Below are 14,349 nucleotides of genomic sequence, written 5' to 3' on the forward strand. Positions count from 1 at the left end.
GGGTCAACATGTATATTCGTTTATGGGGAACGATATCCTTTGGGATATTGCCTTGCCTAAGTTTTGCCGCAGGATTGGAAAAATCTAATCAATCTATCAGTCCTTTTTTAGAAAAAGGCAATTATTTAGAATTGTCCGCAGCATATATCTCTCCCCATGTTTCTGGACAAGTGACTAACCAAAGTACACTACAAAAAGTTGGTGTGAGTGATTTCTCAACAGGACAACTGATCCAAGATTATTCGATGTTCAATGCTGCACTGAAAGTGCAGTATCAACCTCATGGGTCATTTGGATTTATTTATGATCAACCCTATGCTGCTGAACTCAACTACCAATATGCGCCTGAATCATTGCTTCCAAATAAAACCATTGAGGCAGCTAAGTTTCAAATTAAAAGTCAAAACCTGACTCATCTTTGGGGTTATCAACCCAATCCAAACTGGAATTTTTATACAGGATTTGCACTTCAAGAATTCAAAGGTCATTTAAGCGTGGATGGCTTATCCTACTCCATCATGAGTGGCTATCAAGCTCAGATCAAGCCTGATACAGGTGTTGGATGGCTTACAGGAGTAAGTTATCAAATACCAGAATATGCTTTTAGTAGTTCGATCACCTACCGTTCTAAAATTAAACATGAATCGCATATTCTAGAAAGCTTAGCAGATCAAGCCTTGTTATATGGCCCGAATGACACAACAAAAATCGAAACACCACAATCTGTAAATATTGATTTTAAAACAGGAATTAGTCAAAATAATTTCTTATTTAGTTCTCTACGCTGGGTTAATTGGCAAGATTTTCATATTCAACCGTCACAATTCAGTGCTATTTTAGATACGATAGTCACACAATATCCAGACTTAATCCAAAAATTTAATTTGATTGAATATAAACAAGATCAATGGACCACTCAGCTTGGACTCGCTCATCGCCTTAATCAACAATGGATTATTTCCACTGATTTTATATGGGACTCAGGGACAGGAAACCCAGCAGGTACATTAAACCCTTCAGATGGATTTTATGCTTTAGGAATTGGTGCAATGTATCGTATACAATCGAATAGTTTTATTGCAGCTGGCTTTAAATATTTTCAATTAAACAAGGCTGAAATCACCTCAAATAACCACTTTGTTGCAGGTAACCAAAATACGAACTTAGATACAGTTAACCCCAATTATGCACTTGCATATGGTTTAAAAATTGGACATTCATTTTAAAAATAAAAATATAGTTAAAAAATTCACGATTAAAATAAAAAACGAGCCGAAGCCCGTTTTTTATTTAGGTAAAATTATTACCAATTATAGCTTACACCAACTTTACCAACTGGCATCCACTCATATTTGTCATCATTGGCAATTTTATGAGATTCGTTAGCAAGCTCTTGATTTAAATCATGACCAACTGTTGAACTCGCTGAACCAGCTACAGCTTGAAGATTTACTGATGGATTACCAGTGTAATAAGCACCTACTTCACCAAAAACTCCAATGTTTTTAGTAATTTTTGGTGCGAAACCAAAGCCAACATACGGTGCAATATCATTGTCGTATGCTAAACTACCTGTGATATGTGTACCATTTGGACCAGCTTGGAAGTCTTTATGGTTTACAGTAAAGTTACGACCGCCATTTACTCGACGATCTAAATCATAGTCATTATCTACGTAACCAACACCAGCTGCTACATATAAACCTTGTGCCCAGATATTTTGGCTTGCACCCCATGGACGAATTTCAGCATTTAAATATGCTAATGAGTTATCCATATCCATATCATAAGTTGAGCCATTTACTTTAACGTCATCAGACCAAGAAATGTCACCACCATTATAACCTAGAGCCAAACCAACATATGGGTTAGCTGTCCAAAGTAAAGCACCACCGTAACCTGTCGTGCCTACTTCAGCTCGAACGCCAGTTGGAATAAGTTGGTTTTTATCAAATGCGTAACCACTTTGTACAACTTGGTCATCAGCCATAGCGAAACCAGATGCAGATAATGCTGTTGCTACTGCCAATACTTTTAACATTTTCATAGATGTCTCCTCAAAAAGCCTTTTTTTAATCATTGCTATATTTTTGACTCACATGCATCATATGTTAAAACTGCTTATGTAAAAATATACATATTGATGAGTTTTTGTTAACTTTTGATACAAATATGCTTAATGATTTGAATTTAATGCTTTACAATGGGTTAAAATTAAGAATCAAAAGAACAAAAAATAAACGATGTTTGGATGTGTGATATTTTTTTATAAAATTTTGTTTTTTTATCTCATTTGACATCTTTTGGTGTAAAATCTTGGCAAATTTTTTTGGATGAAAGATCATGTCTCAGCTTTCAACTCTGATTGAGCAAGCGTTTGAAGACCGTGCAAATTTTACAGCAGCAACTTGCCCTGCTGAAATCCGTCAAGCAGTTGAGGAAGTAATTGCTGGCTTAGATAATGGTACACTTCGTGTAGCAGAAAAAATTGAAGGTGAGTGGGTTGTTCACCAATGGCTTAAAAAAGCTGTTTTATTATCATTTAAAATCAATGATAACAAACCAATTGAATCATGTGATCTTCGTTTCTATGATAAAGTTGATACTAAATTTAATGGTTGGACAGATGAACAATTTAAAGCAGCAGGTGTCCGTGTAGTACCACCTGCAGTTGCTCGTAAAGGTTCTTTCCAAGCAAAAAATGTAGTATTAATGCCTTCTTACGTCAACATTGGTGCTTATGTAGATGAAGGTACCATGGTAGATACTTGGGCAACAGTAGGCTCATGTGCTCAAATTGGTAAAAATGTTCATTTATCAGGTGGTGTGGGAATTGGTGGTGTACTAGAACCATTACAAGCGAACCCAACGATTATTGAAGATAATTGTTTCATCGGTGCTCGCTCTGAAATTGTTGAAGGTGTCATTGTAGAAGAAGGTTCTGTGATTTCAATGGGCGTATTCATTGGTCAATCAACGAAAATCTATGACCGTGAAACTGGCGAAATCCATTATGGTCGTGTGCCAGCAGGCTCTGTGGTTGTTTCTGGTAGCCTTCCATCTAAATGTGGTAAATATAGTCTATATGCTGCGATCATCGTGAAAAAGGTTGATGCTAAAACACGTGCTAAAACGAGCTTAAACGATTTATTACGCGAAGATTAATTTTTATTTTTCTGCGAAATCTGTAAAGTTTCTCATCTCTATACTCAGACATGAGTGTAGAGATTTTTCATTTTGTAATCTGTGGTATAAAAGTCATGACTTCTCTTCGTTCTTCGTCTATTCCTGTTTCTGATCCGTCTGCGGGGTTACGTATCACGGAGATTTTCTATTCTTTACAAGGTGAAGCCAATGCCGCAGGCTTAGCGACTGTTTTTATTCGATTAACAGGTTGTCCCCTACGTTGTACCTATTGTGATACCACGTATTCCTTTGAAGGTGGCGAACGTCAATCTTTAGAAAATATTATTCAAACAACTCTCAACTTTAAAACACCTTATGTTTGTGTAACAGGCGGTGAACCTTTGGCACAGCCTAATGCGCTGCCGCTCATGTCTCGCCTTGCTGATTTGGGTTGTGAGGTTTCCTTGGAAACCAGCGGTGCTTTAGATGTATCTAAAGTAGACCCACGTATTTCTAAAGTATTAGACTTAAAAACACCGACATCTGGCGAATCGCATCGTAATTTACTCAGCAATCTAGAATATTTAACTTCAAAAGACCAAATTAAATTTGTGATTTGTAATCGTAAAGACTATGACTGGGCAAAACAGCAAGTAGCAGAGTTCCAGCTCAATGAAAAAGTGAGTACTGTTTGGTTCTCACCTGCTTTTGCAGTCGAAAAAGGTGCTGTACGTTTGCCACAATTGGCACGTGATCTTGCACAATGGATTTTAGATGACCACCTTCCTGTTCGTTTCCAATTACAATTGCATAAATTGCTTTGGAATGATGAAACAGGAAGATAGGCTGAAAAACACTTAGTGTCCTGAAACCGTAAGTGTAGTTCCATTCAGGTTAACGCCACTTAGCTCAACATCACCAAAAGCTTTGGCGTTTGCATCACCTGCACGTGCACCCCAAATCATTGCATTGAATCCGTTAGCATCACCTAACTTATTCACATTCAATTTTAAGCCTTCTGGAGCTACGCCAGCAGTAATATCAAAATCTAAATTTGTAATACCAAACTGACCTGGCGCTGAGTTAGCAATGGAAATGTTATCTAAGGCTAAACTACCGCCCCCACCAATATCATTTAACTTATATCCAGTAATGGTTATACCATTCCTAAATATACCTGATAATTTTAATATTCCACCTTGTGGTGTAGCACCCAATTGAATATTGGTTTTCATATTAGAAATATAAAACTGCATATTATCTAAAATTTTTGTAGGATTAGCCACTCCTCGAGTCACACCTATTTTCTGTTTAGATGCTCCTACCCAAATATCACCAGTATTAATTGTAATATCTTGTGGTAGTCTCACGCCAATATTTAAGAATGGACCAGTTGTTGTAGTCCCTGCATCTGTATCAATGTCCAAAATAACATTAATATTTGCAGAGCCTGAAGACAATGACAATGGGTTAGTCCCAATACCACCCGCTGTCCCTAACATGATTGCTCCTGCTTTTTTAGTCCCGCCAAGCAAGGCATTATCTAAACCATCGTTATCGTGATAAATAACATCAGCTTGAATAGGTCCTGTTGGTAGAATACTAATGGTTAAGCCATCTTGACCAGTTAACGATGAAAGTGCTTCATCGTTTAATGCCTCAAGTGCCCATGTCGGTGAACTTGTAAGGATTAAACCGAGCATCCCTAAACAAGATATCTTTTTCATTTTTTTTATCCCTATCAATTTTTATTGATTGCTTTGACTATAAATCATTCAAATGCGTGTCTATTATAATTGAGCTAATACACAATTCAATCACATCATTGCCATTTATTTGCATATTAATCGACATAACTGGCTTCATTTTTGTAATTCAGATAAACAGCAGGAAACAAGCTATAATACGCTCTTGCTTTTGTGAATATTTTTGTGGAGTGAGATATGCGCCCTCGTGCCGTAGTTTTATTGTCTGGTGGTTTAGATTCAACAACTTGTTTAGCTTGGGCGCAAGCACGTTATGATTGTATCGCCTTAAGTTTTATGTATGGACAGCGTTCAACCACTGAACTTGATGCAGCACGTACAATTACCCAACATGCAGGTGTAGAACATCGTGTGATCAATATTGATCTAGGGAATTTAGGTGGCTCTGCACTGACTGACCATAATATTGCTGTGCCTGATCATGAAACAGATGGTATTCCTGTAACTTATGTTCCAGCACGTAACACTATTTTCTTATCTTATGCTTTAGCTGCGGCTGAGGTTTTTGGCGCTGAAGCGATCGTGATTGGGATCAATGCTGTTGATTATTCAGGATATCCTGACTGTAGACCTGAATATATTGAAGCTTTTGCCAATATGGCACGTTTAGCAACCAAAGTGGGGATTGAAGGCAAACCACTTAAATTTGAAACACCTCTGTTACATTTATCCAAAGCGAATATAATACGTTTAGGTGTAGAACATGGCGTAGACTATAGCCAAACGGTTTCCTGTTACCAAGCAGATGACCAAGGACGTGCATGTGGAAAATGTGATAGCTGCCGCTTAAGAAAACAAGGCTTTAGTGATGCAGGTGTTACTGATCCAACACGTTATATACAGTAATAACAAGGTACAGTTTATGAAAAACTTAAAATCAGGTATTTTTCTTTCAACTTTATTTTCTGCGGCAGCTTTATTTGGTACAACTGCACAAGCAGACAATAATGCTTTACAACAAGCATATAAAAGCTCAAATGTAAAATCAGCATTAATTGGTGTATGTAAAACTGAAACTGCGAAAGGCGGTAAATTAACCAGTGCTGAAGTCAGCAAATACTGTACTTGTGCAATTGAATCTGATGGTAAATTAACCAATGATCAAAAATGGCAAATCCAAAGTGCTATTAACCAAAAGAAAAGTCCTTCAACTTTAGCTTTTGTACAAAAACAGAACCAAGAACTTCAATCATGCTTTGGGCCTCAATTAACAGGTAAATTAAAAACCTTAACTGAAGCTGCAATGAAAGCGGCTGAGAAAAAATAAGTTGTAATGAATTGAAAATAAGCCACATTTTTGTGGCTTATTTTTTTAGAGGTCGCATAATAGAATAAATGAGGAGAAACATATGTCTGAAAATATTCAATTACCTAACCAAAACTTTGCAAGTACTCAAGGTGAAATTAACCTAAATCAAATCACAAATGATTGGTTAATTCTTTATTTTTATCCAAAAGATAATACTCCTGGTTGCACGACGCAAGCGGTTGGTTTTTCAGCTTTAAAAGATCAATTTGATGCACTGAACACGACCATCATCGGGGTTTCTCGTGATTCTGTAAAAACGCATCAGAATTTTACTGAAAAACAGTCATTAACCATAAACTTGATCAGTAACCAAGATGAAAGTTTATGTAAGCATTTTGATGTAATTAAAGAAAAAAATATGTATGGAAAAAAAGTGATGGGAATTGAACGTTCGACTTTCATTTTCCATAAAGGTCAGCTGGTCAAAGAATATCGTAAAGTGAAAGCTGCGGGACATGCAGAAATTGTGTTAGAAGATTTAAAAGCACTGCAAAATACTTAAATACTTTAGTTTTGAATAAAGAATCACAAGATTGTTTAAAGTATTTTCTATGCTTAAATCCTAAAATAAAGATAAAATTAAAAGACATAGCTAAGACTATGTCTTTTAAAGATTAAAAATTTTATTCTAAAATCATACGCGCATTTACAGGTTGTACAGGTCGATTATTCGGATGACTGAGTAATTGAGTAAAGGCATTAAGCTGCGCTTCAGATGCAGATTGAATATTTTTTAATACAATCCATCTCACACCTTCTGTACATGGTGGTGTCGTTAAAGAACCATTAAAACGATAATAATCTAATTTTTTAGGTAAGAAGTTTGCAGCTACTACCTGCTCATTCAAAGTAATATCTTGTCCCACTTGTTTGGGTAGATTTTTCCAAACTTGTTCTAAGCTTTTATTATTTTCGCCCTTTTTGTACATTATTGCCACAACAGCTAATTCACCTTGTGCGTTGGCATGTACTAAATGCATTTCCATTGGATAACTTATACCATTAATTTTATTTTCACTTGGGCTATGTAAATGAAATTGTTTTAAGACAAATTCCTTTCCATCTAAAGTTAAATTATTACCATCATTAAAATTTACTTGTACAGTATGTCCATTATTAATAATCGACTGGGTTTTGGCTGTATAGTTAAATTTTAAAGGTTCAAGCTTTGCCGAAGTGGTATTTTTAATATCAATAGGAGATTGATTTAAACCAGAACAAGCATGGTATTTTTCACTTAAACTCGCCCATTTTTCAGGTGCATTATTCGCCTCATATCCCCAATCATTTGCTTCACCCCCATAAGTGATGGCTGCCAAAGAGCAAGTATATAAACTAAATAGAATTTTTTTCACAAAAACCTCTTATTTTAAGTATAAAAAATTATCACTTTAATGTTGATTACTAAAGTGGATATTTATTTTAAATCAAGTAAATATTTAACTTTGACTATATAATCTATCAAAACCAAATATAAAAACATTAAATAATAAATACTTATAATACTCAATGATAAAAATCATCAATTTCAACGATATATCATTTCTAAATTTATTTTAAAAATCACATAATATTTAAAATATTTTATTAATACTTTTTATAAATATAGCAAGCTTCATGCTAAAGAAAAGTCATGATTTTTGATCAAAATGGGCTATAATCAATCTACATCGCTTCAGGGCGGGGTGAGATTCCCCACCGGTGGTAATTTAAATATGTTCTTTAGACTGTATTTATTCAGCCCACGAGCTGATTATTTATTTAAAAATAATCGGCAGATTTGGTGAAATCCCAAAGCCGACGGTATAGTCCGGATGAAAGAAGACGACGTTACGTTTGAGTAGATTCATGCCTTGGGTCTATTTTGTTACGCCACTATTTCACATGTCCTGAAATGTTCAACCGTATTTTTTATTTTACGAGAGCGTTTCAATGTCTAGTTTAATTCAACCTGAAATTTTCTTTTCAGCACTTTCCCCTGCTGAGCAACGTATCGAACAAGCTTTAGAAGATATGCGTCAAGGCAAACCAGTCTTGGTCATGGACGATTTTGATCGTGAAAATGAAGCCGATCTGATCGTTGCTGCCGAAACACTTACTGTCGAAACGATGGCGCGGATGATCCGTGATGGTTCTGGTATTGTATGTTTGACTTTAACTGCAGAACTTGCTGATCATTTAGAACTAGCCCCGATGGTTGAGGACAATTCCAGTCATTTTAAAACTGCATTTACAGTCACCATCGAAGCCGCTGAAGGCGTAACCACAGGTGTTTCTGCTAAAGATCGTGTCACTACAATTCAGGCTGCCATCAAAAATGGTGCTGTAGCCAGTGATTTAAATCGTCCTGGGCATGTGTTTCCATTACGTGGTTGTGAAGGTGGTGTATTAAGTCGTCGTGGTCATACTGAGGGTTCAATCGACTTAGCTCGTATGGCAGGTTTAAAACCTGCAGGGGTTTTATGTGAGGTCACAAATCCAGATGGAACAATGGCTTCAGGCATTCAGGTACTCTCTTATGCGCAAACCCATCATTTAACGCTTATTACCATTGAAGAAATTGTGCAATATCGATTAGCGCATCAAATTTGATTTTAATTTCTTAAATAAAAATCCCAACATCACATGATCTTGGGATTTTTATTGAACGTATTATTCAGATTTACTGTTCCACAATCCCAAACCATACATTGGCCATTTTTGCTGAGTCTGAAAATTATTCACCACTAAAGCGACCATAACAAGTACAATCGCACCAAGTAAGACAGGAAAAATTAAAAAATACCAATCATAATGAACTGTCTGTGCAGTCAATAAAATGACCAAAGGGTTTGCACCTGCAGGTGGATGAACACAACGTAAATATTGCATCAATGCAATAGCAGCACCAACTGAAACAGCAATACTCAATAGATTTATACCCAACAATTTCAAACAAATTAATCCTGTTGCAGCCGCAATAAAATGTCCTAAGATTATATTTCTTGGTTGTGCCAAAGGTGATTGTGACACTGCATATAGTAAAACACAGCTTGCTCCGAAAGGTGCCATAATCCACGTATAGCCAGACCATTCACTAAGTAATAATAAAATAAAAATAGTGACTGAACCACCGACAAAGGCTCGCAAAATATCTTGATTTTTGGGTCGAGGTGCAAGCTTTTCTTTTCCTGAAAAAATAGACATAAGGTAAATCCTTGAATTGATTTATCGTGATCAGCGCGCTAAAATCAAAATAGTACAGATCTGTACTATTTTCAAGAATTCTTTATGAGAATATAAAATGTCAAAATCAGCAACAAAGATTTTAAGCACCGCAGAACAATTATTTAATGCACATAGCTTTAATGCAGTCGGTGTAGACTTAATTCGTGATGAGTCGGGGTGTTCTAAAACCACGATGTATACTTATTTTAAAAATAAACAACAACTTGTTTGTGAGGTGCTTAAACACAGACATCAATATTTTCAAGACAGTCTGAGTGCTTTTGTCACAGCAACTGACGGTCTTGGTGCCATTGAACAAATTTTTCAATGGCATCTACACTGGTTTCAGACTGATCATTTTAAAGGTTGTCTATTTGTCCGTGCTGTCGCTGAATCTTCTCAGCAAGATGTTGAACTCATTGAAATTGCGATACAACATAAAGTTTGGATTAGAAGTTTTATTTTGCAAAATATTTCTGATTTACAGCATCCTCAACAAATTACGGAATTATTTTTTAATATATTAGAAGGCTTGATTGCTCGTTTTTTAGTGGAAGACTACGACAAAAAAGTCGCAGAAGATGCATACAAGTCATTATTGTTATTAGTGAATTTACTTCAAAACCAAACCGAATAAATGCCATACAATGCAACCACAAGCAAAATTGCACCACAACTGAGTAATATTTTATTATAACTCTTAGACTTAGATAGTGCATTAAAACCGAAGTAAACCACTGACAAGGTAGCAAAATCTAAAACGATCCAAGTTAAAGTCAGTAAGATTAAACTTTGATCTAAATTGTGCATCACATGCGTAAACTGCGGAAAAAATGAAGCAAAGAAAATAATATCTTTGGGGTTTGAAATACCAACAAGAAAACCTTGCTTAAAACTACTCTGTACTTGGCTTGAAATTTCATGTGCTTGCTGAGTTTGGCTCAGAGCTTCTCGCACGATTTGCATACCTAAATAGGCAATATACAAACAGCCTAGGATTTTGATGATATCGAACCAATGACTGGCAATATTTAAAAAGCCTTTTAAAATCAAAACTGAAGTTGCGATCAACACTAAAGATGCGAGATTTGTACCAAAAATCGTATGTAATGCTTTTTTATAGCCGCCTCGTAGACCTGCGCCTGCCACCAAAAGCATGACAGGTCCAGGCGTTGCAATCATCACAATGACAGCAACACAATATAAAATATAGACTGAAAAATCCAAGACTTATCCAAGTAAAAGTTAAAAATCGTTTTGATTATAAAGAATGCAGCTCATCTTCTTCTTCCATCATTTTTAATAAATTATGGCGGATCCCATCTGCTCGCAACCATGCTAAGTCATAACTTGCAGTCGCCAAAGCCAAAACACGATGTTCAAACTCATCCCATAATGGCTTGACTTGTTTAGAGCTAATACCCAAACCACTTTCATCAGCAAGAGAACGATTTTTTTCACATATTTTTAAAGCATGATAAAGCTTACGCCCTTTTGATGCAGTATCTAACACTCGCACGCGCTTACTCGAAATAAAACCTTCAACATGTTTAAGCTGAGCAAAAGGCAACATTGGCACTAAAATTTGATCAAGTTGAGCATCTAAACGTTTCCAAACCGCTAAACGTTGTTCAGGTGTATAAGTGTTCCACTGAATGACTTCATGATTAAAACGTCGACAACCACGACAAACCGAATCACCAAAAACCGTTGAACAACGTCCTACACACGGCGTTAAAGATGGAATTCGACTTTTATTGCTCAAAACATTTTCCTCATTTAAAGCCATATTTATGCTATGGCTTTCTCGCAAAACTTTCTAATTCAGGCTAGAATACGCACCTAAATTTTTTCATATCTTAATACATTTGGAGTATTCCATGAACGCTACTGTAGAACAGCTTGCACCTGTAGAACAGCAAGCGACCACTGGTTGGGTTGTTGCAGCACTTTATCAATTCAAAGAAGTTCAAGATCCTGCTGATCTTCAACAACGTCTTTTAGATTTGGTAAAAACCATCAACCTATGCGGTACTCTAATTGTTGCAGGAGAAGGAATCAACGGTACTGTTGCAGGTGATCGTCAAGCAATTGATGTTATTCATCAATTTCTTTTAGACAATGGTTTTAACAATATGGAATACAAAGAATCACAAAGTGATGATAAACCATTCCGTAAAATGAAAATCAAACTTAAAAAAGAAATCGTGACTTTGGGTGTCGAAGTAAAACCACGTGACTTGGTTGGACACTATCTAGATCCAAAAGAGTGGAATAAACTAATCGCACGTGATGACGTGATCTTGATCGACACACGTAACGATTATGAATATAAAGCTGGAACATTCAAGGGTGCAATCGACCCGAAAACAGAAACCTTTCGTGAATTTCCAGACTACGTGAAAAAAGAACTTGAACAGCACAAAGACAAAAAAATTGCGATGTTCTGTACAGGCGGGATTCGCTGTGAGAAATCAACGTCGTTATTGCTTCAAGAAGGCTTTAATGAAGTTTATCACCTTAAAGGGGGTATTTTAAAATACTTAGAAGAAACCCCAGCGGATGAAAGCATGTGGGAAGGTGAATGTTTTGTTTTTGATGGTCGTACCGCAGTTACACATGGTGTTGAAGAAGGCGTCAATGTGAAATGCCACGCTTGTGGTTGGCCTTTGACACCAGATGAAGTGGCATTACCAAGTTATGAGCATGGTGTGTCTTGCGTGTACTGTATTGAGAAAACATCTGAAAAGCAAAAAGAAGGTTTCCGTATGCGCCAATCACAAATTGTGGCAGCAAAGCGTAAACGCTTATAAAAGCATCTAATTTTACAAATTGTAATTAACCGCATAGTCTATGCGGTTTTTTTTACACTTGAATTACATAATTCATGAAACTTATAAAATGTTGATACCGAAAATAAGTGCTTTGGACAGAAGCTTACAGATTTGCTTGCTAATATCACAATCATTAAATGGCTACTTTTTAAAGCTTTTTCATTTTGCTTTAAAAATTATTATAAGGAAATCAGTATTATGGAAAGAACCTCTTATCTTGCATCTGAAAGTATCAATTATCATTATTCAGATAATGTACCTACAACAACAATTGAAAAAATTAGAACCGAACTCGAACAAGAGTCACATATTTTTATAGTTTGCCTAGGTATGCTAATCGGAACGACTTTATCTTTATTTATTGGTTATCATCTTAATACCACATTAATCAATATTTTTTTATTAATGAGCTTACCCGTTGCTTTAACTTATTGCTTGCGTAAAATTTATATCCATACGCTGATTCATTATCAAGAATAATTTTTTAATATACAACATTTTACAAAGATATACGCAGCATCACTTTACGGAGTTTGTTACACACCATACTATAAATAGCGACTTCCTCAGTGATGCTATAAAAATGACTGAATGGATTATTTCCATTATGGAGCAATTGGGCTATTTTGGTATTGCCCTGCTCATGTTTTTAGACAATGTCTTCCCTCCTATTCCCTCAGAAATCATTATGCCTTCAGCAGGTCTTGCGGCTTCGCAAGGCAAGCTTGTGCTTACAGGGGTGATTATTGCAGGAAGTTTAGGCTCATTAATTGCTGCGGCTTTGTTGTATTGGATTGGTCATAAAATTTCCCAAAAAATTCTATTTGAATGGGTTGAGCGTTATGGCAAATATCTTTTCTTAAAATCTGCTGATGTTGAAAAATCTTTGGATTGGTTTGAAAAATATGGACACCGTATCGTATTTTTTGGACGTATGATTCCAGCAGTTCGCTCCTTGATCAGTATTCCTGCGGGTATGAGTGATATGCCCTTTTGGAAATTTATGCTGTATAGCGGACTAGGTACGATCATTTGGACAACATTTTTAGCCTGTGTCGGATTTTATTTCGGTGAAAATCAAGCCTTAATGCATCAAATATTTAGCCGTGTAAGTTATATAATCATTGCAATTGTCGTCATAATTGTACTTTGGATTGTATATCGTCGATATCAGCGCAAACCTTAGGCTAAAACTCAGCACGCAAGCTCACTTAAAAAATGCTAAACTATAAGTCATTGCTTTGATTTATATTTAGGAATAAGAATGAAGCATTACTATTTACATTTTGCTGCTGTGTATGCCATTGCTTTAATTTTGCTTTTATTCATTCTTATTTTTATTTTTCCATTGGGTTATGCATCATTATTTCCGACGTTAATCCTTGCAGCATTGATCAGTATTCACCACTTTTTTAAACGTGAACAACGTTTAGCTTCTGCTGAAGAAAAAATACAATTGATTTGGGGACTCAGTGCGGTTGCCATCGTGATTGGTAGCTTTTTTACTTTATTTTTGGTGTTAATGAATCCGAATGCCGAACAAATTTTAAAATCAGCAGATCAAGCGGGTTTAGGCTTATCTGCTGTGATTATGTTATGTATGGTTGCAATCCATGCTGCAATATTTTCAATTGTTTATTTGATTTCTGCAAAGTTATTTTTGAATAGAAAACATTAATGCTTCATGCCATATAGCTGCATAATTCTTTGAAATTTAGGACATTGCAAAGGATTATCAAACGTACATTGGGCAACATGGCGCAGACCTGTTCTTAACATATCAAGCTCTTGAATATATTGGTCAATCATCTCAGCCTTTTTCAACAAAACATCTTTGGCAATCGGTGTATCTTTCACTGCAAGCATTTGTTTTAGTTCGTCCAAACTAAACTCAGCCTTTTTACCTAAAGTAATCAACTGCAATGTTGCAATGACATCTTTAGAAAAAACTCGCTGTAAACCTTTACGTCCAATTGAGTGAATTAGACCGATGTCTTCGTAATAACGCAAAGTTGAACTTGAAATTTTAAATAGTGTTGCCAGTTCTGAAATCGTAATTTCTTGCATTGACTTAAAGCTGACTTGAAGTTGTAAGATGATTTCAGTG

Annotated in this window: 19 protein-coding genes and 1 riboswitch; of the genes, 12 read left to right on the top strand and 7 right to left on the bottom strand. The window is 35.9% G+C overall.

Translation table 11 applies throughout. The features are described from left to right. Nucleotides 1-8: 8 nt before the first annotated feature. Nucleotides 9-1,226: an outer membrane protein transport protein gene (locus HUS24_RS14005; protein ID WP_173912611.1), complete on the top strand. Its 1,218-nt coding sequence runs from the start codon at nt 9-11 to the stop codon at nt 1,224-1,226. 77 nt (nt 1,227-1,303) lie between these two features. Here HUS24_RS14005 and carO read toward each other — a convergent pair whose 3' ends face one another. Beyond that, nucleotides 1,304-2,047, bottom strand: a complete 744-nt coding sequence (gene carO / locus HUS24_RS14010; RefSeq protein WP_173912612.1) for an ornithine uptake porin CarO — start codon at nt 2,045-2,047, stop codon at nt 1,304-1,306. 296 nt (nt 2,048-2,343) lie between these two features. On the opposite strand from carO, the gene dapD reads away from it, so the two are divergent. Both dapD and queE read left to right on the top strand, forming a co-directional pair. Continuing rightward, complete coding sequence (gene dapD / locus HUS24_RS14015) at nt 2,344-3,165, top strand: 2,3,4,5-tetrahydropyridine-2,6-dicarboxylate N-succinyltransferase (protein ID WP_173912613.1); 822 nt, start codon at nt 2,344-2,346, stop codon at nt 3,163-3,165. Nucleotides 3,166-3,260: 95 nt separating this feature from the next. Then, nucleotides 3,261-3,971 (top strand): 7-carboxy-7-deazaguanine synthase QueE, encoded by a 711-nt coding sequence (gene queE, locus HUS24_RS14020; RefSeq protein ID WP_173912614.1) that lies wholly within the window; start codon nt 3,261-3,263, stop codon nt 3,969-3,971. A gap of 12 nt (nt 3,972-3,983) precedes the next feature. Here the strand turns inward: queE and HUS24_RS14025 are convergent, their stop codons facing one another. Continuing rightward, nucleotides 3,984-4,853 carry a hypothetical protein gene (locus tag HUS24_RS14025; protein ID WP_173912615.1) on the bottom strand — a complete coding sequence of 290 codons (870 nt, stop codon included), beginning with the start codon at nt 4,851-4,853 and terminating at the stop codon, nt 3,984-3,986. A 216-nt stretch (nt 4,854-5,069) separates the two neighbouring features. Between HUS24_RS14025 and queC the strand changes: the two genes are divergently transcribed. The 3 genes from queC (at nt 5,070) to HUS24_RS14040 (ending at nt 6,703) form a co-directional block, all read left to right on the top strand. Further along, nucleotides 5,070-5,738: a 7-cyano-7-deazaguanine synthase QueC gene (queC, locus tag HUS24_RS14030; protein ID WP_173912616.1), complete on the top strand. Its 669-nt coding sequence runs from the start codon at nt 5,070-5,072 to the stop codon at nt 5,736-5,738. A gap of 16 nt (nt 5,739-5,754) precedes the next feature. After that, complete coding sequence (locus tag HUS24_RS14035; protein WP_173912617.1) at nt 5,755-6,159, top strand: hypothetical protein; 405 nt, start codon at nt 5,755-5,757, stop codon at nt 6,157-6,159. A gap of 82 nt (nt 6,160-6,241) precedes the next feature. Then, a complete protein-coding gene (locus HUS24_RS14040; protein WP_173912618.1) occupies nt 6,242-6,703 on the top strand; it encodes a peroxiredoxin in 462 nt (153 codons plus the stop codon). Nucleotides 6,704-6,824: 121 nt separating this feature from the next. Here the strand turns inward: HUS24_RS14040 and HUS24_RS14045 are convergent, their stop codons facing one another. Next, nucleotides 6,825-7,556, bottom strand: coding sequence for a carbonic anhydrase (locus HUS24_RS14045; protein WP_254433871.1), 732 nt, complete (start codon nt 7,554-7,556; stop codon nt 6,825-6,827). 313 nt (nt 7,557-7,869) lie between these two features. Further along, nucleotides 7,870-8,031, top strand: a riboswitch (FMN riboswitch). Between the two features lie 102 nt (nt 8,032-8,133). Here HUS24_RS14045 and ribB point away from each other — a divergent pair. Continuing rightward, the gene (gene ribB, locus HUS24_RS14050; RefSeq protein ID WP_173912619.1) at nt 8,134-8,793 is read left to right on the top strand and encodes a 3,4-dihydroxy-2-butanone-4-phosphate synthase; all 660 of its coding nucleotides are present in this window, start codon (nt 8,134-8,136) and stop codon (nt 8,791-8,793) included. 60 nt (nt 8,794-8,853) lie between these two features. On the opposite strand, the gene HUS24_RS14055 is transcribed toward ribB, so the two are convergent. Then, nucleotides 8,854-9,387 carry an HPP family protein gene (locus tag HUS24_RS14055; protein ID WP_173912620.1) on the bottom strand — a complete coding sequence of 178 codons (534 nt, stop codon included), beginning with the start codon at nt 9,385-9,387 and terminating at the stop codon, nt 8,854-8,856. Between the two features lie 97 nt (nt 9,388-9,484). On the opposite strand from HUS24_RS14055, the gene HUS24_RS14060 reads away from it, so the two are divergent. Continuing rightward, complete coding sequence (locus HUS24_RS14060; protein ID WP_173912621.1) at nt 9,485-10,045, top strand: TetR/AcrR family transcriptional regulator; 561 nt, start codon at nt 9,485-9,487, stop codon at nt 10,043-10,045. Here the strand turns inward: HUS24_RS14060 and HUS24_RS14065 are convergent. Both HUS24_RS14065 and HUS24_RS14070 read right to left on the bottom strand, forming a co-directional pair. Then, nucleotides 10,027-10,635: a LysE family translocator gene (locus HUS24_RS14065; RefSeq protein WP_173912622.1), complete on the bottom strand. Its 609-nt coding sequence runs from the start codon at nt 10,633-10,635 to the stop codon at nt 10,027-10,029. The genes HUS24_RS14060 and HUS24_RS14065 overlap by 19 nt on opposite strands. A gap of 34 nt (nt 10,636-10,669) precedes the next feature. After that, a complete protein-coding gene (locus tag HUS24_RS14070) occupies nt 10,670-11,173 on the bottom strand; it encodes a DUF1289 domain-containing protein (RefSeq protein WP_173912623.1) in 504 nt (167 codons plus the stop codon). 115 nt (nt 11,174-11,288) lie between these two features. Between HUS24_RS14070 and HUS24_RS14075 the strand changes: the two genes are divergently transcribed. The 4 genes from HUS24_RS14075 (at nt 11,289) to HUS24_RS14090 (ending at nt 13,920) form a co-directional block, all read left to right on the top strand. Next, a complete protein-coding gene (locus tag HUS24_RS14075; protein WP_173912624.1) occupies nt 11,289-12,221 on the top strand; it encodes a rhodanese-related sulfurtransferase in 933 nt (310 codons plus the stop codon). Between the two features lie 219 nt (nt 12,222-12,440). Continuing rightward, a complete protein-coding gene (locus HUS24_RS14080; RefSeq protein WP_173912625.1) occupies nt 12,441-12,722 on the top strand; it encodes an FUSC family protein in 282 nt (93 codons plus the stop codon). Nucleotides 12,723-12,819: 97 nt separating this feature from the next. After that, nucleotides 12,820-13,428 carry a DedA family protein gene (locus HUS24_RS14085; protein WP_173912837.1) on the top strand — a complete coding sequence of 203 codons (609 nt, stop codon included), beginning with the start codon at nt 12,820-12,822 and terminating at the stop codon, nt 13,426-13,428. A 78-nt stretch (nt 13,429-13,506) separates the two neighbouring features. Beyond that, entirely contained in the window at nt 13,507-13,920 is a 414-nt protein-coding gene (locus HUS24_RS14090; protein ID WP_173912626.1) for an ABZJ_00895 family protein, read from the top strand. Here the strand turns inward: HUS24_RS14090 and HUS24_RS14095 are convergent. Next, complete coding sequence (locus HUS24_RS14095) at nt 13,917-14,309, bottom strand: MerR family transcriptional regulator (protein WP_173912627.1); 393 nt, start codon at nt 14,307-14,309, stop codon at nt 13,917-13,919. The two genes, HUS24_RS14090 and HUS24_RS14095, sit on opposite strands and share 4 nt — an antisense overlap. Between the last annotated feature and the right edge of the window lie 40 nt (nt 14,310-14,349).

This window comes from Acinetobacter sp. Marseille-Q1618, assembly GCF_902809855.1.
Classification (GTDB): Bacteria; Pseudomonadota; Gammaproteobacteria; order Pseudomonadales; family Moraxellaceae; genus Acinetobacter.

What these genes read in the sequence shown, in the direction of transcription:
- queE (WP_173912614.1), top strand. Translation starts at nt 3,261, where the DNA reads ATGACTTCTCTTCGTTCTTCGTCTATTCCTGTTTCTGATCCGTCTGCG.
- HUS24_RS14055 (WP_173912620.1), bottom strand. Translation starts at nt 9,387, where the DNA reads ATGTCTATTTTTTCAGGAAAAGAAAAGCTTGCACCTCGACCCAAAAAT.
- carO (WP_173912612.1), bottom strand. Translation starts at nt 2,047, where the DNA reads ATGAAAATGTTAAAAGTATTGGCAGTAGCAACAGCATTATCTGCATCT.
- HUS24_RS14005 (WP_173912611.1), top strand. Translation starts at nt 9, where the DNA reads ATGTATATTCGTTTATGGGGAACGATATCCTTTGGGATATTGCCTTGC.
- HUS24_RS14035 (WP_173912617.1), top strand. Translation starts at nt 5,755, where the DNA reads ATGAAAAACTTAAAATCAGGTATTTTTCTTTCAACTTTATTTTCTGCG.
- queC (WP_173912616.1), top strand. Translation starts at nt 5,070, where the DNA reads ATGCGCCCTCGTGCCGTAGTTTTATTGTCTGGTGGTTTAGATTCAACA.
- HUS24_RS14075 (WP_173912624.1), top strand. Translation starts at nt 11,289, where the DNA reads ATGAACGCTACTGTAGAACAGCTTGCACCTGTAGAACAGCAAGCGACC.
- HUS24_RS14095 (WP_173912627.1), bottom strand. Translation starts at nt 14,309, where the DNA reads ATGCAAGAAATTACGATTTCAGAACTGGCAACACTATTTAAAATTTCA.
- HUS24_RS14060 (WP_173912621.1), top strand. Translation starts at nt 9,485, where the DNA reads ATGTCAAAATCAGCAACAAAGATTTTAAGCACCGCAGAACAATTATTT.
- dapD (WP_173912613.1), top strand. Translation starts at nt 2,344, where the DNA reads ATGTCTCAGCTTTCAACTCTGATTGAGCAAGCGTTTGAAGACCGTGCA.
- HUS24_RS14090 (WP_173912626.1), top strand. Translation starts at nt 13,507, where the DNA reads ATGAAGCATTACTATTTACATTTTGCTGCTGTGTATGCCATTGCTTTA.
- ribB (WP_173912619.1), top strand. Translation starts at nt 8,134, where the DNA reads ATGTCTAGTTTAATTCAACCTGAAATTTTCTTTTCAGCACTTTCCCCT.
- HUS24_RS14040 (WP_173912618.1), top strand. Translation starts at nt 6,242, where the DNA reads ATGTCTGAAAATATTCAATTACCTAACCAAAACTTTGCAAGTACTCAA.
- HUS24_RS14025 (WP_173912615.1), bottom strand. Translation starts at nt 4,853, where the DNA reads ATGAAAAAGATATCTTGTTTAGGGATGCTCGGTTTAATCCTTACAAGT.
- HUS24_RS14080 (WP_173912625.1), top strand. Translation starts at nt 12,441, where the DNA reads ATGGAAAGAACCTCTTATCTTGCATCTGAAAGTATCAATTATCATTAT.